Below are 21,232 nucleotides of genomic sequence, written 5' to 3'. Positions count from 1 at the left end.
GCATACCTTTTTATCTGATACATACAATGCTTTCATGAAATCTTATTCCCGTATCGTTTTAATGCGAAAGAGGAAATAGTAATACTTAAAGAGCATGAGTGCAAGCAAAAACAGACGCAGCCACAGGTTACTCATAAAATACATGGCAAATAACAGCATAGTACTGGCAAATGCCAGTAGGGAAAGCTTGGTTCTCCATGTCATGGAGCGGTGCTGTACAAAGGAATCCAGATGATTTTTATAAAGTGCTGTTGAGATAAACCAGCAGTGAAAGCGCCGGGAGCTTTTCGCAAAGCACCAGGCGGAAAGAAGCAGAAACGGTGTCGTAGGCAGAACAGGAAGCACAACACCGACGGCTCCTAGCAGCATGGATACGATACCGATGATAAAATAAACAGGTTTCATGTATGTCTCTCCTTTCGTGACAGCCACATATGCTGAATGACCATGAGCGGTCTGTGCAGAAGCATCCTTGGTCCGCTAAAGCGCATGACCCTGCGGATTTGTTCACGCTGTTCCTTTTGATAGCAATGCACGCTGCAGTTGCTGCAGAAGGTCTTGCTTTCCATAAACGGACAGCAGTCTATGCGCTGATGTGCATACCTGCAAAGCGTTTGACATTCCTTACAGAGGCTTTGTCCATGATGCTGTTTCCGGCAGTACAGGGATATCATTTCCTGTATGACCTGCTTTTCCTTTTCGCGCTTGGCTGCGGCTTCCATCAGCTGACTCTCCCGGATTCCACAGAAAGCACCGTATCCGCAATGCGCATGGTAGTTGGTCTGTGCGATACCAGAAGAATCGTTTTATCCTTCTGTGCCTGAATGCTTTTCAGAATAACAGCTTCGTTCAACGCATCCAGATTACTGGTTGGTTCATCCAAAAGGATACAGTCACAATCATGTAGAAATGCTCTGGCCAAGCCAATCCTTTGACGCTCTCCTCCGGAAAGAGAATCACCAAGCTCTGCAACCGGTGTCGCATAATCCTTTGGCAGTGACATGATAAACTCATGAATTCCCGCTTTGCGGCAGGCTTCTTCAATCTCATCGACAGAGGCATCCAGCTTTGCAATTCGAATATTATTGAAAATAGTATCATGAAACAGAACCGTTTCCTGTGTTACCAGGCTCTGCATATTACGCAGATCCGAGGTATTGATATCCTTTAAATCAACGCCGTGCACAGAAATACTACCCTGTGATACATTCCAGAATCGCATGATCAGCTTCAGCAGTGTTGATTTCCCGGAACCGCTTTTTCCGTGAATTCCGGTAATCTTTCCCTTTTTGAAGGTTGCCTGCACATTGCGCAGCACCTCTTCCTCCTCATAGGAAAAGCTCAGATTCTCCACTTTAATATCCCCGCTGACTGCCTGTTTTTTTCCGCTGATTTCTTCAACCTCTTCTTTTTCATCCAGCAGCTGCAACACACGTCTCGCACTTGCCATGGTAATCAGTAGATTATTGGAAAGACTGGCAAGCGCCAGAACCGGCCCAAAGCTGGATACCATCAGCACAGTACTCATCAACACCGTTGTAAAGCTTACCGTCCCCTGCAGATACAGCAGACAGCCGCCCAGCAGCATAAGAAGGGTAAATAACGTAACAACTGCATTTCCGAGTATCGAAGAGGTCCCTTCGTGCAGCTTCAGACGCTTTGCTGTATCGTGCAGCTCTTCACTTTTTCTCTGCATTTCCTCCATACGTTGACTTCCGATACGATATTGCAGCACATCCTGCATTCCGCGCAGAGATTCCAGCACATAGCTGCTCAATCTTCCAAACCCCTCCCGGGATTGACAGCCCTCCTGCGTTCCCAGCTTTGTTATGATAAGAGGCAGCAGGACGCCACAGAACAGATATCCGAGCAATGCTATCATAAAGAACAGGATGTGCATTTTCGCAAACTGTATCAGCAGTATGCCGGATGTGACAACTGCAATCAGCACAGGAGAAATCGTATGTGCATAAAACACCTCCAGTGCTTCAATATCACTGGTGATCAGATAAATCAGATTTCCCTTATCCTGCCCCTCCAGCCGCGCCGGAGCAAGGCGGCGCAGAACGGTGAATACCCTATCCCGCAGAATGGCAAGCAGCTTAAATGCAATATAGTGGTTGCAGGCCTGTTCCCCATAATGTAAAATACCGCGAAGAAGTGCCAGCACCAGCATAATGACAAAGAACACGCCAATTGGGAAATCCGCTGCCTGTATGGCAATATGGCTGATGAGAAGTGCACTGAAATACGGAATGTAAATCGCACACAGAAAACCGGCTACACCAAGAAACACAGCCAGCAGCATATGGGGGGCAAGCGGTTTTACAAGCAGACTCATACGTGCCATCAATCGAATATTTCCTGTTTTATGCATACTGTTCAGCTCCTTCCATAGCTTCCAGCTCCTGCTGTTTTTCATACATCCTTGCATAGGTTCCCCGCAAACGCAGCAGTTCCTCATGTCTTCCGTGTTCCTGACAGGTACCCTGGTCAATCACATAGATCTGATCACAGTCTTTTATGCTTTTTAACCGGTGCGTAATCATGATTACCGTTTTTGTTTCTGCCAGCTTATGAATAACGGAAACAATAGCGTCCTCACTCTCTGCATCAATATTGCTTGCGGCCTCATCAAAGATATAAACATCCCGCTGTGCCAGCAATGCCCTTGCAATGGATAAACGCTGTTTCTGTCCGCCCGATAAATTATTACCCTGTTCCTGCAGTTCCATATCCAATCCGCCCTGTTCCATGACGAAATCAAGCAATGCTACCTTACGTAGTGCCTCCAGCATTGCTTCCTCACTTAGAGAGTCCTTTGCAATTGCCAGATTTTCACGAACACTGCCCTTGAAGATAAACGGCTGATGACTGACATACAGAAAGGATTGATAAAAGGCATCATCATCAATGTCTCTTCGCTGTGTATCCGCAATCAGCAGCTGCCCGTGGTAATCCTTGATAATGCCCGCTATCAGCCTGGCGATCGTACTCTTGCCCGAACCGCTTTCTCCAACGATAGCAGTAAACTGACCAGGCTTAAGCTGCATATAGACATGCTTCAGGATAGTGCGCTGTTCATCATAGGAAAAGCTCAAATCACGCAGCTGAATATCCACTGTCTCTGCTTTCCATTGCTTTTGTTCTGCCTGCTTCTGCGGTTTGTCCAGAATACGGAATATTTTATCACTGGCCGCTATTCCATTCATTGCAATGTGAAAGAAGGAGCCCAGCAGACGCAGCGGTATAAAGAACTCTGAGGATAGCAATACAATACAAATCACCTGAAATAATGACAGACTGCCGTTTTGAAAACCAAGAATTGCGACAATGCTGCCCAGAGCAGCACCGCCATATGCAATCAGATCCATGACACTGACAGAATTTAACTGCATAGTCAGTACCTTCATCGTAATTTTACGGAAATTTTCCGCTTCCCTATTCATCTCCTGCTGCTTCCATTCATCCGCCTGATATATTTTCAGCGTGGTAAGACCCTGCAGATTTTCCAGAAAGCTGTCTCCCAGCGTCGTATAGCTGCTCCAGTATTTGGATAGCAGCTTCTTTGCGAATTTCTGTACTGCGATAATAGACATTGGAATGAGTGGTACACAGAGTAAGAGTACAAGTGCACTTTTTACATCCATCCACACAAGAATCAGGAATAGTGTAACCGGGGCAAGCATACTGTAGAAAAACTGGGGAAGATATCGGCCGAAGTAAATCTCCAGCTGGTCAATGCCTTCTACGCTCAGCTGCACCAGCTCGCTTGTCGGTGCGCTTTCGGTATAGCCGCTTTTCATTTCCAGCAGCTTTTTGAACAACCGCATGCGAAGCTGCTCACGCACATGACAGGAAGCTTCATGGGAATATAAGCTCGCTTTTCGGACACAGACTGCTCTTAGTGCAATGCACAAAATGACTCCGCACGTTGTCAGAAGCAGAAGCTGTTCATTGACGGTTTTATAAAATATGTGTGAAAGTACATTTGCCAGCAGTGCCACAAAGACAATATTGCATAGCAGAGAGAACCACTGCATCGCTACCTGCTTCATGATATATGGCTTTGTTTCCGGCATCTCTTTTAAAAGTCGTTTGTCAATCATAGTACCTCCTAGTTAGTTTAAGATAACTTATCGGATAAAAGTTTACCACAGTTAACAATCGGTGTCAATGTGAAACAGTTTTTTATGTGATAATTTAACAAAAAATATAATGTGCATGAAAAGTATGTTAAAATTATCAGGATAGAAAGGATGTGGAAGGATGACAAGAAAGAAAATGCTGCTTCTTTACATATGCCTGTGGATTATTGGCTTATGTCTTGTAGTATCTGTTATTTTTCCGCAAAAGACACCGCCGGCAGCTGTTATACCACCGAAATCCAATGATATTGAGGTATTAAAGAACGGCTGGAAGGATGGAGCCGCTCAGGCTGAGGCAAAGACAGATATACGTGATAAAACCTTCAGTAGAAAAAGGACACTGCCACAGATAGCGAAGGATACCATGCTTGTGATCAGAAACAACTACCGCGGTGTACAGATTTGTATCGATAACGAAGTCCGCCTGGATTACGGCTATCATCGCGATGATTCTACATTATTAGGTAATGTATATGTGCGTATGCCGGTTACATCAGAAGACAGTGGCAAAGAGCTGCTTCTGAAATTCAAAAACAATTACTCAAATGTTTCCTCTGATATAGAATATCCAATGCTGGTTTCCGCATCCTCTTTTGCTTTTTATATTTTACAGGAGAATGCCGGAATTATTATCACAGTAATCCTGCTGCTACTGCTTGACATCATTCTTGTTTTTTTGATTATATGGCTGAAGAACCGCAGCTTCTGGTTGTCTAAAACATCGCTATATGCGCTTATGAGCTTCATTTTCCTCACAGCACTGTGGCTGCTTACAGATTCTCCTATATTACAGCTGTATGTGAGCGGCAGTCTGCGTATCGTTTTATTATCCTTCTGCAGCTTTATGCTTATGCCAATCCCGCTTCTGGTCTTTATAAATGACGCATTAAAGCTGCGGTGCCGTTCCCTGACCCTGCTTCAGCTTTTACTGTTGGGAAATACCATTGTCCAGTGTATTCTTTATCAGGCAGGCATCCTGGATTTTGTACAGATGCTGCCATTTACCCATCTGTTGATGATGGTTAGTATTGCCGCCTTGCTGTTTGCATTGATTCGTGAGGTTCGCCTGTATAAGACGGATTATTCCCGCAATATACTGCTTGCCTTCTTTATCCTTGCCCTGTTCTCCACAGCGGCGCTGACTGCCTTTTATCTGCATCCAATGAGTGACTATAATATATACTTCCGTATCGGATTATTATTGTTTATCGTCATGCTGAGCTGCTTTTCCTTTCATAAGGTTTATCTGCTGTCTCAGGAGCAGGAACAGATTCAGTTTTACCGCCAGCTTGCCTATACGGATACCATGACAAAAGCACGGAATCGCTCTGCATACGAACAGCGCTGTCAGGAAATGGAAAAGCTAAAACCAGATGCTCCTCTGACGGTCTTTATGTTTGATATCAATAATCTAAAGCATACCAATGATACCTACGGTCATCATGCCGGAGATACCATTATACGCAGTGCTGCCGACCTCCTGAATACCGTGTTTACGGATATCGGTCAAATATATCGGGTAGGTGGGGATGAATTTGTAGTTCTCAGCGAGAAAAATTATATGTCCGCGCAGGCAATGTTCAGCCTGCTGGACCAAAGACTGAAAGAATATAATCAAACGGCTGAGCTTCCTTTATCAATAGCAAAGGGATTTTCCAGCAATACATCCCGGAATAAGGGAATTCAGGAGCTGTTGGTCATGGCAGATCAAGCTATGTATGAGGATAAAAGGAAATCGCGGAATTTGTAAGGATGCTAGTAATATTTGAAAATCTTTGTTTTCCCATCCTGTGTCAGCATACTTAGATGGTTTAAATAATGTCGCTTTTAGAAATATAGGATAAAACTTTCTTATGGGACAATAAAACAGGATACCCCCTATTGAGCGATGATTCTGATTCTCCCAGGAAATATTATATTTTACATGATCATCTTTTACCTGAATTTCTATAGGATACCAATTCATAACCAATATAATGCAACTACAATATTGCACGAAAACGGTCTCTATCAAGAGACCGCTTTTTCATATGGAAATGGAATATTATCATTAAAAAAATCATACAAGCACATAAGCCAGAATTTATTCCCTATGTATAGCATCTGTAAACCGTCTATCATCCAAATAAAATTAACGACTTGTAGTGGTTCTCTGTATCAACATCCTCTTTCATTGTTGCATTATCTGCCATTGCCCTTACATTACGATATCCGCATGAGCTTTACAGGCATCCTCACATTCCATAGCTTCGCCATCAATGATATTTGTATCGGCAAACACACACAGATTCGGATATCTTAGTTTTACATGGTATACAGGTACTAGTCCTTCCTTCGTGATTACCGGTGTTCCAACCTCAAGTATGTCAATAACATCATGGACTGCATCCGCTATGCTGAATACTGTCTCGGTATTTGCAATATCAGTTGCAATTTGCAGCTTCATATCTTTCCTTCTCCTTTGAAATCATCTGATTTATTTTCTAAACGGTATTTAACCAAAGGCTTCATAAAATGCCCATTTGATGTGAGAATCAAATGAGCCGTTATGTTTATTTCTCTCTGTAATACTCCAGTGCATCCTCCTGAATTTCTGCAGCAGTTGCCTCATCTATGATAAATTCAACATCCGGGTGCATACGTAGCCAGGAAACAGGAAATTTAGGATCCAGCTTTTCATTTTCGAACAGCTTATGCAATAGCTTTCCTTTGTGGGTGCCAGAACAAACGACATAATATTTTTTGGCTTTCATATGTTCTTCCATACCGGTTGTAATCGCATATTCCGGAACACCTCCTGCACAGTCAGCAAATGCTTTTGCATTCTGCTGTCTGGTTGCCTCATCCATTTTAACGACATGTGTGCGTGGCAGTAAATACTCTCCCGGTTCATTGAATGCAATATGCCCATCATCGCCAATGCTGGTGATTGCAATATCCAGACCGCCCGCATCAATGATTTCCTGCGCATACTGTTTACACTCCGCATCCAGATCTGCTGCATCTGCTTTCGGATAACGTACATTATCCATATTGATATTGACATGATCCAGAAAGTGCTGATGCATAAAATAAATAAAGCTGTGTGAATCGTCCGGAGTCAGCCCTGCATATTCGTCCATATCAAATGTTCTCAGCTGTGAGAAATCAGCCTTTCCCTCTTTGTACATCTGAACAAGATATTTGTACATCCCGATAGGAGAGTTCCCCGCAGGCAGACAGAATACCAAATTAGGTTTTTTACGAATTTGTTCGACCACCTTTTCTGCCATAACTCTACTGACATCATCATAATCCTTACATACGACAATTTTCATGTTTGTAGCCTCCTTTTACAACTATATCATAACGCCATAAATTGTTATAGTCAATAATTTTGTAATCAAATTTTTCAATTTTAATAATTATTGTTCTATATCCGTCTATAATATTAAAAAATTTTATTGCTTATATGAATTTCGGCAATCCTAAGACTGCTTTTCATTATGATGAATATATCCTTGCACGTATTTGATATGCATCTATCACCTTTAAAATTGAAAAAGGAATCCGGAAGCAATACGCGCTTACTGTATACAGAAGTAACGTAAAGTCAAAGTCAACAGCCGTTCATATTATACGAACCTCTGGTAAGCATACAAGGTTCAGATTATGCAATGAACGAGGACAAGAGATAAATAGACAAGTAATAGATAAAAAAAAGGGTCTTTCTCGATTGTGGGTAAATCTAAGTATGAAAGAACCTAAAAAAATCCCAGACAGGGATTTTTTATGCAAAATGTATATTTATAAAACAATCTGTGCGGCATAAACAATCATTGGAAGTGTTACAACAGACATCAGTGTTGATAATATTACTATTTCTACTGCATATGTATAATCCTGATGAAATTTCTGAGCAAACATAGCTACATTAGCACCCACAGGTGCAGAAAGTACAATACATATCGCTACTTTCACCTCACAACAATCTAAGGGAATCACAGCAAGTAAGCCAAGAGAGGCCAATGGAATCACGAAAAGGCGACACAGGCTGCAGATATAACTGCTTTCTCTTTGTAACATTCTCATAAAAGAAATCTGCGACATATAAACACCGATTATGATCATCGCCAGCGGTGAGTTCATATTTGCTACGGTATTTGCTATATCCTTTATAAAAAGGATATTACCCAAGTCGCATAAATATAGAGTAAAGCCTGTTATAAAGGATAACAGAACAGCATTTTTAGCAATTACCTGAAAAGAAATCATCCTTCGTTCCGCTCCCATAACATAAGCACCATAAATCCATTGGAATATATTCAGAAAGGCTACAAAGCCTGCAATATAAAATACTGCGTGTGGTCCAACAGTTGCTTGTACCAGTGGAATACCAATGAAGCCTGCATTACTGAATGCTGCTGAGAAATTTTCAACTCTTTTTCTTTTCCCATATATAATGTAGGATAACAGCATAGAAACAGCGAAAACTGCAAGACTCAGCAACAGTGAATATAAAAGAAGCTGTGTTTTTTCCGGTGTCTTTTCGACCAGAAAGGAGTTAAGTACAGTCAGTGGTATGACCGCATACAGCAGAAGATTTACGAGCTCTTTACAGCCCTCATTGCTAATAAGCTTCAACTTTGCCAGCAAGAATCCAATACCTGACAGTGAAAACATAACAAGCAGCTGCTTCATAATTAGGATAGAAAGCTCCATGTTTATTCGTCTTCCAGTTCCTCTGTACTCACAACCAACTGCAGCTGTGCTCTTGCTGTTTCCACAATACGCCGGAGCTCTTTCTCACTCAGTTTTTTATCCTGCGGATACAATAGTATTTCAAGAGCTGCCGGTATGTTGAAACCTGTTATAAGGAATACATGATCATTACGATAGGGAATACATGCCTGATTTACACTCCCGGTTAACATATCTGTGAGAATTACAATTTCATCCTCTGTTTCAAATTCTTCAAAAACAGATTGTAGCTGGTTCTCCAACGGTATCTGTGTAGTATATGCATTTACAGCATATACGGAGAAACTGCTATTTGTTATGAAATCCAGTGTATTTTTTACACCTTCCGCCATACGTTCATGTGATGCGATAACAAGTCGTCTCATAATAGTTCCCCCAGTTTTTTTATCATTTTTTCTGTCTCTCCCTTTGGAATTAAAGTAGCAGTTGCTTCATAACACCTTCCATATTGATCCTGCTCAATAAAATAACCATGATGATCATTGGTACAGGTCATTATACAGGTAAAGGGAGTTTTTGCTTGTTCTTTTATATATTTACCAAACACGGATGTTAGTTCTCCCGGAAAGGTTACCAACAAGAGTTCTGGAAAGCGCAACAGTGACAGCTTCAGTTCCTTATGTACCTTATGAATAAGCAGCTTGCTTTCGAATTTGTCTTTGGATGAAAGAAGCAGCTTTCTTTTTGTTTTATCCGTTTCCGCCTCCAGATTTTTTTGTATTTCTTCCAGTTCCTTCTGATAACCGGAAAACAGCAAAGTATTGTCGTAGGAAACGGTATAGGAAAAGGTATCCAGCTTAAGTGTGTGCATATCAATCTCAGTAAAATTTTGTATTTCCAGCAATTGATTGGTGATTCCTTTCGCAGTACGATTAAGCTCTTTAAAATCATCACCCTCGCGGTAATGGCGATTGCTGATATCTGCCGAGGTACCGATACAGAGTAAAGGATATATATTCTCTCTTTTATGCAATTCCTCACGTATCGTACCGATAAGATCATAGGATATCTCCATATTAGTAGGACCAAGTACAGTAGAATGAACATTAATATTCACAAGCTCAGCAATCAGCTGATCATCGCTTCGAAACTGAAGCCTGTATGCATCTGCATCATAATATCTGTTCCTGTCATTTCGATTATCATAAAAGCCATGAATTTCTGTTTTCCCCATAAATGCACGAGCTTCTTCAGCTTTTGCAAAAACAGGTTTCAATCCTGTACATATTCTGGATATCACATCCTCTCTATATGTAACATTATCCTCATATTCTTTCCCCATAGCATCTGCACTGAATCCACTTGGTCCGGCATGTGTATGAATTGCATGGATGAATATTTCTTCTTTTTTTATGGAATATGCCTGTGTTATACTATCCTTTATTTGCTCAGCTCTGTTTTTCATAATACTAAGGATATCCATTGTCAAAATCAGTAGCTGACTGTTTTCAAGGACAAGACGCAGTGCTATTGCATAAATTGGAGCATGAGCGGTCTGTGTTCTCTGGGCAAGTCTTATGTCATTGATATAACCGCACAGCTTTACGGGACAATGCGGTGTTATATCAATTGCAGTGGTTGATACAAGCATAAATCAAGCCAGAATTCCAAAAGCTGCACAAATCCAGGAAAATACGATGATAATCAGGATAAGCCATGATATTTTTACATTTCTTCCCAACAGCTTATAGGAGATGAATGTGAATATTGCAGGTATCATCGCAGGCATAATGGTGTCCAGAATTGTTTGAACCTCTTGTGTTACCTCGCCCATTTTAAATACAAGAGGTGTTGTCACTTTCACAAGGGATGGTATTAAAGCACCGACAACAGTTAATCCCATTGCTGATATTGAATTCGTAAAAACAGACAACTTTTTGCCAAGCTCATTCACAAGCTTTAGTCCGCCCTTATATCCCCAGGATACAGACTTAATCCTGATAAAACCGATTACGATACCATATATACACCATACAATCATGCCCAAAGGATTTCCATCCTGTGCCATATATGCTGTAATCGAACCCAAAATTGTTGGTATCAGAATAAAGAAGATACTGTCACCAATACCGGAAAGCGGTCCCATCAAAGATACCTTAAGGTCCTGAACAGCATCCTTAGCCTGTATACCCTGATTATCCTCTAATGCTAGAGTAGCCCCCAGAATCAAATTTGTCAGCCAAGGCATACAATTGAAATATTTAAAATGGTTATCCATCGCTTCCGTCAATTCGCTATCATCCTTATAAATTTTACGAAGTGCTGGCATTACAGCAAAAGCATAGGAACCGGCAAGCTGGGTTTCGTAATTGAAAGTTTCAATGGACATGAACCATCTTATTCCTACCTGATTTAAATCCTTGTTTGATAAAATCGCTTTCTTTTCATTATTCGTCATCATACTGTTCACCTCCTGCAGATACCGCCATTTCCAAAGATCGATTCTGATCCTTATACAGCTTGAAACCTAATGCAGCTCCAACAATTGCCACTCCCAAAACAGGAACATTTAAATATGCCGCAAATACAAACCCAATCAGCAGATATTCGATATTCTGTTTAACTGGCATATATTTCAGCAAAACAGCAAATCCTACAACCGGTAATATTTTACCGGCAAGTGATAAACCGGAGGTGAACCAGACCGGCATGGCATCTATAATCGTGGTGACAAGCACATCACCAAATGCTACAGCAAGAAAGGTAGGTAATCCAGTCGTTAATGCGGTTATGATGATACAGATAATATACATCATATTGAAGGAATTCCATTTCCTTTCCGTCGCATATGTCTGAGCCTTGCGCACGAAGATACCATGTGCGATATTCCCAAGTACATCCAACTGTACAGCAAGCATAGCTACAGGAAGACCAACTGCGATTCCTGCCTCAATTCCCTGTCCGGTACTGACTGCTATCGCAATAGAAATGATGGCTCCAATCTGATAATCCGGAACTGATGTTCCACCGATTGCCGCAACTCCCAGCGACATCAGCTGAAAGGTGGCACCAATTGCCATCCCTGTCATGATATCCCCCATAATAGCACCGGCTAAAAACCCCCAGAATACAGTGTTGTAAATAAAAATCTGCGGCCCCTTCTGGTCAACCTTTTTCAAAGCGGCCAGCAATGTAATTAAAATTATTTGTATAGCATTCATATGTATATTTGATCTAGGACTAGATCAATCTCCTTTCCTATTTAACAATAGCTTCAAACGGTGTCGCCTTATCACTCGGCACATACTGTATCTCGACTTTTGCGCCTAGTTTCGTCAATTCCTTATATGCGATGATATCCTTTTCATCTGCCATCGCACGGTTTGACAGCTCAAAACCGTTTTCAATTCTCACAGTCCCCCCGATATTAACTTTTTTCAACGGCTCAACAGCTGCGATTTTCAACAGAATGTCCGGATGCTTCGTCACAATAAACACCTTCTGTGTGTCATATTTATGGTTTTTAAAATTTGTAAGAGCTGTCTCCTCATTGATAATGGACAAATTTACGCCACTGGGCCGCCCGAATTTCATGGTTTCCTTTTTCTGCGGATCATCTGCCACTTCATTGTCAATGACCATTAAGCGGGTACAGCCGGTTGACGGTGCCCATTGCGTCGCTACCACACCATGCAGTAGGCGATTATCGATTCTTGTTAAAACGATTGCCATATTTCATTCTCCTTTCCTATTCATCACTATAAACCTCTTTATCATTTCCATTCAGAATGTGCATATAATCATAGATATATGCTATCTCACTGCAGGGAATCTCTATTCCATAATGCTGTGAAAGCTCCTGAAATGCTATTCTCATATGATGTATGAAATCCTTTTGTTCAACCTCGAATTTCTGCAAATCGGGATACGTTTTCACCGGTATGCGTTTTACCATGCGCTCTACAAAGCAGCAGATATGCACGTACAGACCTATCAGAATTTTCGGATCGATTTTCGAAGACTGCTCACGCTCAAGCAGATGTATTGATTTTTCAACGATATCCAGCAAGGCCCTTGGATTTAGAATGGTTAAAGATTCAATGACATTGATCAATGAAAAATTCTTTAGTAGATCATCGTTAAACTGCTGTATTTCATCATCTCCCATATAATTTCTGAATATATCATTGATACGGCGTATTGCACGCAGATTGATAATATCTCCCAAATCGATGAAATCAGATCCCGCAAGCTTTGGATCCATTGTTCCTGCGACAAACAGAACATCATAGGAGCCCGTTATTTCCTCCTGCGTCTGTTCATTCAGAATCTGATAATAATCATATGATATCAGCTGGATCGGTATCGTTTTGGGAATACTGTCCTGGAACAGAGCTTTTATCTTCTCAGCAGTAGACATTCCGCTTTCGCTTGTAAAGATAATTGCTTTTTTCTTCGCCTTTTTTTGAATAAAGTTATACGTACAAACCGTTTGTTTACTAGCTTCCTGCAGGATTTCCTGAATATTTCTTTTCTGAAGGATACCATATCCGATATGCAGAGCCATAGAGGTCGTCGTATTGTTTATGATACCGATATTGATATCATAACGATTTCTGATTTTATTGCCTATCAGCTCCAGAGATCCCATATCCACCAGAATCAACGCATTATCCAAAAACTGTTTTTCATTCAAATAGGTATCAATTTTCTTTACGATTTCATCCACCTGTACATCCAGAGGCATATCAAATGCCACATAGACCTGCTCTGCCAGCAATGCATTTGCGGCATTCGCAATACTGGAAGCAGTTGAATAACCATGACAGATGATTAAGCCTACTGCATAATCATTGTCAAATGCTGTTTGATCGTACTTTAAATTCAGAATCATAAGCAGCTTCAGGAAGGCATTGGTTTCTATGGAAAATGTCTTATGCAGCAAAAATTCCACTTCGCTGTAAACCTGATATTCCTTTGATTCAACATCATACAGCATTGTGAGCAGTGTTTTGATTCTTTCCTCATACCGCTCCATAAATTCATAGAATATCTGATATTCAATCGACTGGCAATATAAAGAAAATACCATCAGATTCTGCATATTGTTGCTGAAGGAAATATTTGAGCGTGAGTGACAGATATCGGTGACACTTTGGATGATTGCTTTATACTGCTCCAAGCTCTTCTGGAACTTTGGCAGGCGGAAAATAATATGATCATTAAACTTTTCGACCGCCGCATACAGCCTCTTCCCGGATTTTGATGCCGTATCATAATAATATTCCTCGGCATACCGCAGGATATCATAAAACAGCTCCTTTGTGATTCCATGGTATATCAGCTGATATTCCTCCAGAAGATAGGCATGCTCCTTATCATAAACGCTCACCCTGTATTTCAATTCACTTGGAATACAGGATACATCCAGACAGATATGCTCTTCCTTTTTCTCATAAGCATGGAAGAAGGATCGCACAATCGCACTTTGCAGTTGTTCTATGCTGTCTTCAAAATCCTGTGCAATCATCAGCTCCATGAAGTAATCTGTAACCTTCAAGCCCTTTTGAACCTTCTTTGATTCTTCCCGTATGAAATGCAGAATCAGTGATTCCTTTTCATAGATTGTCCGCTCTTTCAGTGATGGTATCGTTACAATCGTCAAAAGGCGTCCCAGCAACTGCGGTGTAAACGTCATTTCAAGCTGCTGATTACAAAGAAAGATCAGCTTTGCCTTCGGCTCATTCAGTGCCGCACCCTCATCTATATAGTCTGCCAGTGCATTCTGAATGTTTTTTCCTGCATTTCGAAAGCTGTTAAATACAATATACTCATACTTCGAATTCTTTAATATCCCTGTTTCATTGCTCTTTTCATCATTCTTTCCAAACAGCAATGTAAAGAGCTCAGGCTCCTCGATGGTATCACAGGATATGTAGGTATATTCTGCATTTTCACTGATCAGCTGTTCTGCCTGACAGTATGCATATATCTGTCTGCTCAGAAACCGTTTTCCAGAACCCGGCTTTCCGCAAAGTACAATTGGAAGTCCGTGTGGTGGATAGTGCAGTGCCTTTTTAATATTTTCGATACTACTTCTTAAGCTGTAATCACTCCCTATCACATTTGTAAATTTTGAAACACCCATATGCAGCAGCTCTTCCAGATCTTCAACGGTATCATATTCACTTCGCAGTGATTTTCCGCGAATGCGGCTACGTAATATATCCTTATGCAAATACAGTACCGGTCTTTCATTTACCTTAATCAATTCCCCTTCTTTGTACAAATCGTTTAAGTAATGACTCGACAGACTCCGGCTGATCACGAACTTATCTGCAATATATGCGGAAGAATAATGATGCCTGTTTTTTCTTTTTAGATATGCAGTTTCATCCATCAGATAGTCCAGAATTAATTTCTTTGTTCCACTATACATATACTGTGTTTCCTCCTCATAAGGTCCTAGGTCTTATGCACCTTTATTTTATTCTCTGAGATGCTAAAAAAATTAAATTTCCAAAAGAATTGCCATACAGAAATTAGAATTATTCAAATACATAATGTTTTACACACTTCTTGCCCGATTTTAAACACTATTCCAATCTATGACAGCTCTACACTTCTCAGAAAATACAATTCTCTCATGCACAAAGTATATCAAAGAAAGCTGATGATAGCCATGCATCGCTTCTTCCATATTTTTCATGGGAGCCAGTTAACCTTAGCGTGTCAATTTACACTTTTAATATAGTAAGTGCATAATTCCGGGAACAGTATGGTAACTTAATCTCTCTTTTTAAAAGAATCCGGAATGCCGGCATATTATACGGATTATGCAGCTTTTTATATCTCTTCATTCATACTGGCTAGCTGGTCAAATTTCGTTGTTATTTAAATAACTTCACCATGAACTTCATACGCTTTGCCAAAGATGCTTCATATATGAATTTATTCCTTGCCTTGACAAATAAAAAAACAGACCTCATGGAAGTCTGCTTATAAATAACTTTCATTATTTCTCAATCGCGACTACCTTTGTATCTGCCAGGTAGTCATGAATCATTCTTCTGGATTTCTTTTTCATTGCGATATAGATAGACAACAAGCAGATGACACCACTTGCTACACCAAGAACCAGCGTCAGATCATATCCCGCTGCCAATGATAACAGCTGACAAACGTAGCTGCCCCCGGGAATCAGACAGCCTTCCAGAATTATACAACCTAAAATTTGCCGTTTACATAATGATTTCAAATCAATATCACTTCCATCCCGCTTAACGATTTTCATGTCCATGAATTTCTTTCCACATGTCTGACCGTTATGACGATAAGGATAAATCACATAATATGCGATGCAGAACAGCAGGCTGAGTATACCTGCCACCCAGCCATAAGGCTGATCAAATGCAAGCAGATTTTGGTTGACCTCCTGTGTTTTAGTTAAAGCCATATATAATATGACAGTAGGAAATGCAGTAATCAGTGAGCCTGCTATCCAGTCAATCCCCCATGCTACTGCACGATTTGTCATGTCCACATTACATGCTTCATTATCTAGTTTTGAAAACAGTCGAAAATACCATTTCAGCTTTACTGTATCTTCCATATGCCCTATCTCCTTTAAACATCACGTTTTCCAGTGGTCTATACCACTCGACAACCATAGTATAACACACATGAAAGCGCATTCCAAGTATTTTTCTATATAAATATCATTCCTTCATTGATGCAACAGCAAAATTTACTGTTGGAAGTTCTGAGTGAATTAAGTGCGGATTATGAAATCTTACATCACATAACGATACAGGCGGTATACAGGGCTCTGCTGTAACGGAGATACAACAAACTCTCCTGGTATCTATGAAAAAACCCTTATTATGAGAATATATTAAAAAAAATCAAGAATATGTGGATTTTTTAGGAATTCCATACGTTCTTAACGTATAGAAGTATGTAAGTCATGATGAGCTTACAGAAGGAGGTTTTCGTCATGGAAAATACGAAAGCAAATACTGTATTGAATTACTGCAATGATGTATTCTTCAAGTACACACTGTCACGTGAGGATGAAGGCTCTGTGTACGCCCGCAACACCATTATTGAACGTGTTACCGGAATCAAGGTAAAGGAAAGCACCGTCCTCAATCCGAATCTGGATCCCGGAACAATCGGAAAGAAACGCATTATTCTGGATGTTCATGTGAAGGATGAGAAAGGTCGTTTTTTTAATCTGGAAATGCAGACCACCTATGCAGGAGTAGCGGAAATGATGCGCTTTGAATTTTATGGGGCCAGAGCATTGAACAACCAGCTGGATAGCAGTGAAAAGTACAAGGATTTAAAGCCGGTATATCATTCCTGTTTGAAAACAATGCGAAAAATGATATACTGGAATCAAAGGAAAGGCTGGTGAAGGTATTCATGGACAAGTACGAGGAAATGCAGAAGGATGATGAGCTGTGGTCAACCGCAATGGCGATTCAGATGGGAGAGGCACGTTATCGCTACGGCTTGGAGGACAGCTTTGAGGAGGGAATGAAGGAAGGTATCATAAAAGGGAAAGCAGAAGGTAAGCTTGAAGGGGAGAGACAACTCTTACATAGGCTCATGGTAGCCAAATATCAGGAAGACTGTACGGCATGGCTACAGTCATTAACAGAGGATCAACTGCATATCGTATCCAATCTGCTTTTGGAATGTGATACCTTAGAGGAATTAAAGAATCGTATAAAAGCAATACTAAATAATACATCAAAATAAAGGAAACTGTTTACAAAAGCACGATAAAACCATCCTTTGATAAAAAGGGTGGTTTTATCTTTTTCAAAAAAGTCGCACGAATCATAAGGAAGCATATAGATTTGAATTGATGTAAAATTATTTGCATCCCCTTATTTGCAGGAGTATAATGATATTCATACATTGTGAACAAAAAAGGAGTTATGTTTATGCTATATACCTTTGTAATCTGCTTCATTGCCGGCATTGGCGCAGGGCTTGGCACAGGCTTTGCAGGGATGAGTGCCGCAGCTGTCATATCCCCGATGCTAATTACGTTCCTGCATATGGAACCCTATATGGCTGTGGGAATTGCCCTGGCAAGTGATGTGCTGGCCAGCGCTGTTTCCGCTTATACATATGGCAGACACGGAAATCTGGATATCCGCAACGGTCTTGTTATGATGATATTCGTACTTATCTTCACACTTGTTGGCAGCTATGTATCGAGTCTGGTTCCGGGAACAGCAATGGGCGGATTCTCCACCTTTATGACACTGCTGCTTGGAATTAAATTCATCGTACGTCCGGTGATGACAACAAAAAGCAGTATGAAGCATACCGATCCGAAAAAAAGACTTATGCAATCCATGCTGTCCGGAGCGATGGTCGGCTTTATCTGCGGATTCATCGGAGCAGGCGGCGGTATGATGATGCTGCTGATCCTGACCAGCGTACTTGGCTATGAATTGAAAACAGCGGTTGGTACCAGCGTATTTATCATGACCTTCACCGCATTTACCGGTGCTGTCAGTCACTTTACCATTGGAGGTATGCCGGATATGACAGCTCTGATTCTCTGCATCGCCTCTACCCTGCTTTGGGCAAGAATTGCAGCTAGATTTGCCAATAAGGCCAGCGCCAAAACACTGAATCGGGCTACCGGAGTTGTGCTTACAGTGCTCGGTATCGCTATTCTGGCAGTTAATTATCTGTAGCCAGGCCTACAGATCAGCCGTATCTCACGCATTTCTTAACGACTAAAAGGGATGAAACTGTGTCTAAACTTATATAGACCTGTTTCTCCCTTTTTACATGCAGCAAGTGTATCGAAATATAGAAATGCTTCTTCGAAACTTAAGCGCTGAATTATTTTTCCTTATAATCGACAGTATGCACACGGTATCCCTGCTTTCGGTCAACGACATTCTTCAGTGCCTTGTTTTCCAATAATGCCTGCAGGTTATAAAGTGCAATTTCTGTAAAGCGATAAAAGGATTCCTTCAGCTGGAAGGTGCCGGAAATATGAGGTGTGATGATGACATTCGGCTGCTTCCAGAGCGGATGCTCCTTTGCAAGAGGCTCGCAGTCACATACATCAAGAACAGCACCAGATAGCTGTTTACGCTGTATAGCCTGCAGGAATTCATTTGTATTCATAGCATCCCCTCTTCCTACATTGGCAAGAATCGCAGTTTTTTTCATACAGGCAAGCTGCTTACTGCCAAAGCATCCGCGAGTCCTTTCTGTACTCGGAAGTGCCAGTACCACCACATCAGCATGCGGAAGCAGATTGCACATTTCTTCCATAGTATGCAGTTCATCAAAATAAGGAACACTCTCCTGTATCCGCCGGCGAATTCCTATGGTATGTGCCCCCATTGCTTTCACTCTTTTCGCAAATTCCTGTCCCAGATCACCGGTTCCTGCTATCAAAACCGTAGATCCGTAAATCGACTGTACAGGTCCTTCCATATGCCAGTACGCCTGCTCCTGATTGCGTATATACAGATTCATATTCCGCATCAGCATTAAAATTGTACAAATCAGATATTCACTGATCGCCAGTCCAAAGCTACCGGAGGCATTGCACAGCTGACAATCCTTCGCAAGCAAACCATCTGCTGTATACTGCTCACTGCCAGCACAATCCAGCTGCAGCAACCGCAGTTTCCGTGCATAGCCTAAAAGCTCGACCGGCACTCTGCCAATAATGACATCTGCTTCTTTTACCATAGCAGCACTCACGCTCGTTCTATCAGCACATGTGACAATATAGCTGTCCGGTATGCGAGCGAGCTGTTCTCTTTCAAAGCCGGATAGCTCCAGCAGATGCAGCTTATCCCTACTCATCTTCATGCAGCAGCACTCTTCTTGAAATATCGGAAAGCAGATAAATCTGGTCAAAAACCTCTTCCATTTTTTCATTCAGCTCATCCAGAATTTCTCCGTCTACATTATAATTTAAAAAGGCATTTTCGATTTCCTCCGTCAGCTGCAGTCCCTTGTTGGAAATTTCCAGAAACTTTATGAAATTGGTACTGTTTGCTGCATTTTGGAACTTCTCAACATCATGCTTGATGAAGGACAGCACCTCATATTCATTGGAGAACTTGCCATGTACCATGGAATACGGGCGCATCCTCTGCAGAAAATACTTCCCTTCCCGTGTAATATTGAAGACATAGGATATCCGCATATCCTCCTTCAAATCAAAATTAACCAGATACATCTGTGAGTCCAGCTTCTGAATCTTTGTTGCATTCATTTCCTCCAGCTTTTCCTGAATCAGCTCTTCATTCATATACATAATCAGCCCTCATTTCCATTTGTTCACTTTATCATGATCCTTACCTTCAGTATATCACAAACCAAATGCTTCTCCTTATAAAATCTTGCGTTCCTTTTTTTAAATTTCGATGTATAATAGAAAGCTGAGGGATATATAATGGAAAATTTAATATTTTGTCTGAATGCCACGATTCCGGTATTCATAACAATGATTTTTGGTTACTTCTTTAAAAGAATACACCTGTTTGATGCAGCCTTCCTTTCAAAAATGAATAAATTTGTATTTGTTGCAGCATTGCCAGTCCTGCTGTTTGAGGATATCAGCACCACAGACCTTAGAACAGCGTGGGATACATCCTTTATCATCTTCTGCTTTCTGGCAACACTGCTGTCCATACTCTTTTCGATTGCTGTATCCTATCGATTAAAGGATCGAAGTATTCAGGGAGAATTTGTACAGGCAAGCTATCGCAGCAGTGCCGCAATACTGGGCATCGCCTTTATTCAAAATATTTATGGAAATTCAGGAATGGCTCCGCTTATGATAGTTGCGACTGTTCCTTTATATAATATTATCGCTGTAATTGTGCTGTCGCTCATGAAGCCAAAGCGTGGCGTATTGCGAAAAGAGCTTATTTTACAAACAGGTAGAGATATACTTTGCAATCCGATTATTCTGGGAATTGGTGCCGGAATGCTATGGTCCCTGCTCCGAATCCCGCAGCCTGTCATACTGCAGAAGTCACTGCATAATCTGGGAGCCCTTGCGACACCGCTCGGGCTGATGGCGATGGGAGGTTCCTTTGAATTTCACGATCTCTATGCCAAACGAAAGCCTGCCCTGATCTGTAGCTTCATGAAGCTGATTCTATTTGTTGCGATTTTTCTACCGATTGCAGTTTCTTTAGGTTTTGTAAATGATAAGCTGGTGGCAATTCTTGTCATGCTTGGCTCTGCCACGACGGTAAGCTGTTATATCATGGCGCGAAATATGGGTCATGAGGGAACGCTGTCCAGCAGTGTTGTCATGATGACGACGCTTGGAAGTGCATTTACATTGACGATGTGGCTGTATATATTAAAAAGCCTGGGAACCCTATAGGAGGAAA

General features: G+C 41.2%; 19 protein-coding genes and 1 pseudogene. 4 read left to right on the top strand and 16 right to left on the bottom strand.

Annotated features, from left to right (window positions below; all coding sequences use genetic code 11):
• Window positions 1-42 precede the first annotated feature (42 nt).
• From KSZ58_RS00255 to KSZ58_RS00240, 4 genes are read right to left on the bottom strand one after another with little or no spacing between them, the layout of a single operon-like run.
• Complete coding sequence (locus KSZ58_RS00255) at window positions 43-405, bottom strand: YbaN family protein (protein WP_009270174.1); 363 nt, start codon at window positions 403-405, stop codon at window positions 43-45.
• Window positions 402-722, bottom strand: a complete 321-nt coding sequence (locus tag KSZ58_RS00250; RefSeq protein ID WP_008818175.1) for a nitrous oxide-stimulated promoter family protein — start codon at window positions 720-722, stop codon at window positions 402-404. The genes KSZ58_RS00255 and KSZ58_RS00250 overlap by 4 nt, the downstream gene beginning before the upstream one ends.
• Window positions 722-2,377, bottom strand: a complete 1,656-nt coding sequence (locus tag KSZ58_RS00245) for an amino acid ABC transporter ATP-binding/permease protein (protein ID WP_009270173.1) — start codon at window positions 2,375-2,377, stop codon at window positions 722-724. The genes KSZ58_RS00250 and KSZ58_RS00245 overlap by 1 nt, the downstream gene beginning before the upstream one ends.
• Window positions 2,370-4,109 carry an ABC transporter ATP-binding protein/permease gene (locus KSZ58_RS00240; RefSeq protein WP_009270172.1) on the bottom strand — a complete coding sequence of 580 codons (1,740 nt, stop codon included), beginning with the start codon at window positions 4,107-4,109 and terminating at the stop codon, window positions 2,370-2,372. The genes KSZ58_RS00245 and KSZ58_RS00240 overlap by 8 nt, the downstream gene beginning before the upstream one ends.
• Window positions 4,110-4,269: 160 nt before the next feature.
• On the opposite strand from KSZ58_RS00240, the gene KSZ58_RS00235 reads away from it, so the two are divergent.
• The gene (locus tag KSZ58_RS00235) at window positions 4,270-5,898 is read left to right on the top strand and encodes a GGDEF domain-containing protein (protein WP_008818172.1); all 1,629 of its coding nucleotides are present in this window, start codon (window positions 4,270-4,272) and stop codon (window positions 5,896-5,898) included.
• Between the two features lie 447 nt (window positions 5,899-6,345).
• Here KSZ58_RS00235 and KSZ58_RS00230 read toward each other — a convergent pair whose 3' ends face one another.
• The 10 genes from KSZ58_RS00230 to KSZ58_RS00185 form a co-directional block, all read right to left on the bottom strand.
• On the bottom strand, window positions 6,346-6,594 hold the full coding sequence (locus KSZ58_RS00230; protein WP_002606877.1) for an orotidine 5'-phosphate decarboxylase / HUMPS family protein: 249 nt from the start codon (window positions 6,592-6,594) through the stop codon (window positions 6,346-6,348).
• Between the two features lie 106 nt (window positions 6,595-6,700).
• A complete protein-coding gene (gene nagB / locus KSZ58_RS00225; RefSeq protein ID WP_008818171.1) occupies window positions 6,701-7,465 on the bottom strand; it encodes a glucosamine-6-phosphate deaminase in 765 nt (254 codons plus the stop codon).
• Window positions 7,466-7,934: 469 nt separating this feature from the next.
• Complete coding sequence (locus KSZ58_RS00220) at window positions 7,935-8,828, bottom strand: AEC family transporter (RefSeq protein ID WP_224721077.1); 894 nt, start codon at window positions 8,826-8,828, stop codon at window positions 7,935-7,937.
• Window positions 8,829-8,851: 23 nt separating this feature from the next.
• The gene (locus KSZ58_RS00215; protein WP_008818169.1) at window positions 8,852-9,253 is read right to left on the bottom strand and encodes a PTS sugar transporter subunit IIA; all 402 of its coding nucleotides are present in this window, start codon (window positions 9,251-9,253) and stop codon (window positions 8,852-8,854) included.
• Window positions 9,250-10,479, bottom strand: a complete 1,230-nt coding sequence (locus KSZ58_RS00210) for a neutral/alkaline non-lysosomal ceramidase N-terminal domain-containing protein (RefSeq protein WP_009270171.1) — start codon at window positions 10,477-10,479, stop codon at window positions 9,250-9,252. The genes KSZ58_RS00215 and KSZ58_RS00210 overlap by 4 nt, the downstream gene beginning before the upstream one ends.
• A 3-nt stretch (window positions 10,480-10,482) precedes the next feature.
• Window positions 10,483-11,289 carry a PTS system mannose/fructose/sorbose family transporter subunit IID gene (locus tag KSZ58_RS00205; protein ID WP_002606872.1) on the bottom strand — a complete coding sequence of 269 codons (807 nt, stop codon included), beginning with the start codon at window positions 11,287-11,289 and terminating at the stop codon, window positions 10,483-10,485.
• On the bottom strand, window positions 11,276-12,049 hold the full coding sequence (locus KSZ58_RS00200; protein WP_002606871.1) for a PTS sugar transporter subunit IIC: 774 nt from the start codon (window positions 12,047-12,049) through the stop codon (window positions 11,276-11,278). Before KSZ58_RS00200 ends, KSZ58_RS00205 begins: the two co-directional genes overlap by 14 nt.
• Before the next feature lie 37 nt (window positions 12,050-12,086).
• The gene (locus KSZ58_RS00195) at window positions 12,087-12,560 is read right to left on the bottom strand and encodes a PTS sugar transporter subunit IIB (RefSeq protein WP_009270170.1); all 474 of its coding nucleotides are present in this window, start codon (window positions 12,558-12,560) and stop codon (window positions 12,087-12,089) included.
• Between the two features lie 16 nt (window positions 12,561-12,576).
• Window positions 12,577-15,267 carry a PRD domain-containing protein gene (locus KSZ58_RS00190; RefSeq protein WP_008818167.1) on the bottom strand — a complete coding sequence of 897 codons (2,691 nt, stop codon included), beginning with the start codon at window positions 15,265-15,267 and terminating at the stop codon, window positions 12,577-12,579.
• 576 nt (window positions 15,268-15,843) lie between these two features.
• The gene (locus tag KSZ58_RS00185; protein WP_009270169.1) at window positions 15,844-16,440 is read right to left on the bottom strand and encodes an RDD family protein; all 597 of its coding nucleotides are present in this window, start codon (window positions 16,438-16,440) and stop codon (window positions 15,844-15,846) included.
• Window positions 16,441-16,824: 384 nt separating this feature from the next.
• Here KSZ58_RS00185 and KSZ58_RS00180 point away from each other — a divergent pair.
• Window positions 16,825-17,594, top strand: a pseudogene (locus KSZ58_RS00180) (PD-(D/E)XK nuclease family transposase).
• 188 nt (window positions 17,595-17,782) lie between these two features.
• On the top strand, window positions 17,783-18,550 hold the full coding sequence (locus tag KSZ58_RS00175) for a sulfite exporter TauE/SafE family protein (protein ID WP_009270166.1): 768 nt from the start codon (window positions 17,783-17,785) through the stop codon (window positions 18,548-18,550).
• 151 nt (window positions 18,551-18,701) lie between these two features.
• On the opposite strand, the gene KSZ58_RS00170 is transcribed toward KSZ58_RS00175, so the two are convergent.
• A complete protein-coding gene (locus KSZ58_RS00170; RefSeq protein WP_009270165.1) occupies window positions 18,702-19,691 on the bottom strand; it encodes a D-2-hydroxyacid dehydrogenase in 990 nt (329 codons plus the stop codon).
• Window positions 19,678-20,142, bottom strand: coding sequence for a hypothetical protein (locus KSZ58_RS00165; protein WP_002606863.1), 465 nt, complete (start codon window positions 20,140-20,142; stop codon window positions 19,678-19,680). Before KSZ58_RS00165 ends, KSZ58_RS00170 begins: the two co-directional genes overlap by 14 nt.
• 138 nt (window positions 20,143-20,280) lie before the next feature.
• Between KSZ58_RS00165 and KSZ58_RS00160 the strand changes: the two genes are divergently transcribed.
• Window positions 20,281-21,225, top strand: a complete 945-nt coding sequence (locus KSZ58_RS00160) for an AEC family transporter (RefSeq protein WP_009270164.1) — start codon at window positions 20,281-20,283, stop codon at window positions 21,223-21,225.
• The last annotated feature ends 7 nt before the right edge of the window (window positions 21,226-21,232 follow it).

Source organism: Erysipelatoclostridium sp. DFI.2.3, assembly GCF_019132535.1.
GTDB classification, from domain to species: domain Bacteria; phylum Bacillota_I; class Bacilli_A; order Erysipelotrichales; family Erysipelotrichaceae; genus Clostridium_AQ; species Clostridium_AQ innocuum.
Note: the sequence above shows the minus strand (reverse complement) of the source record. Positions and strands in the feature narration are given on the sequence as shown.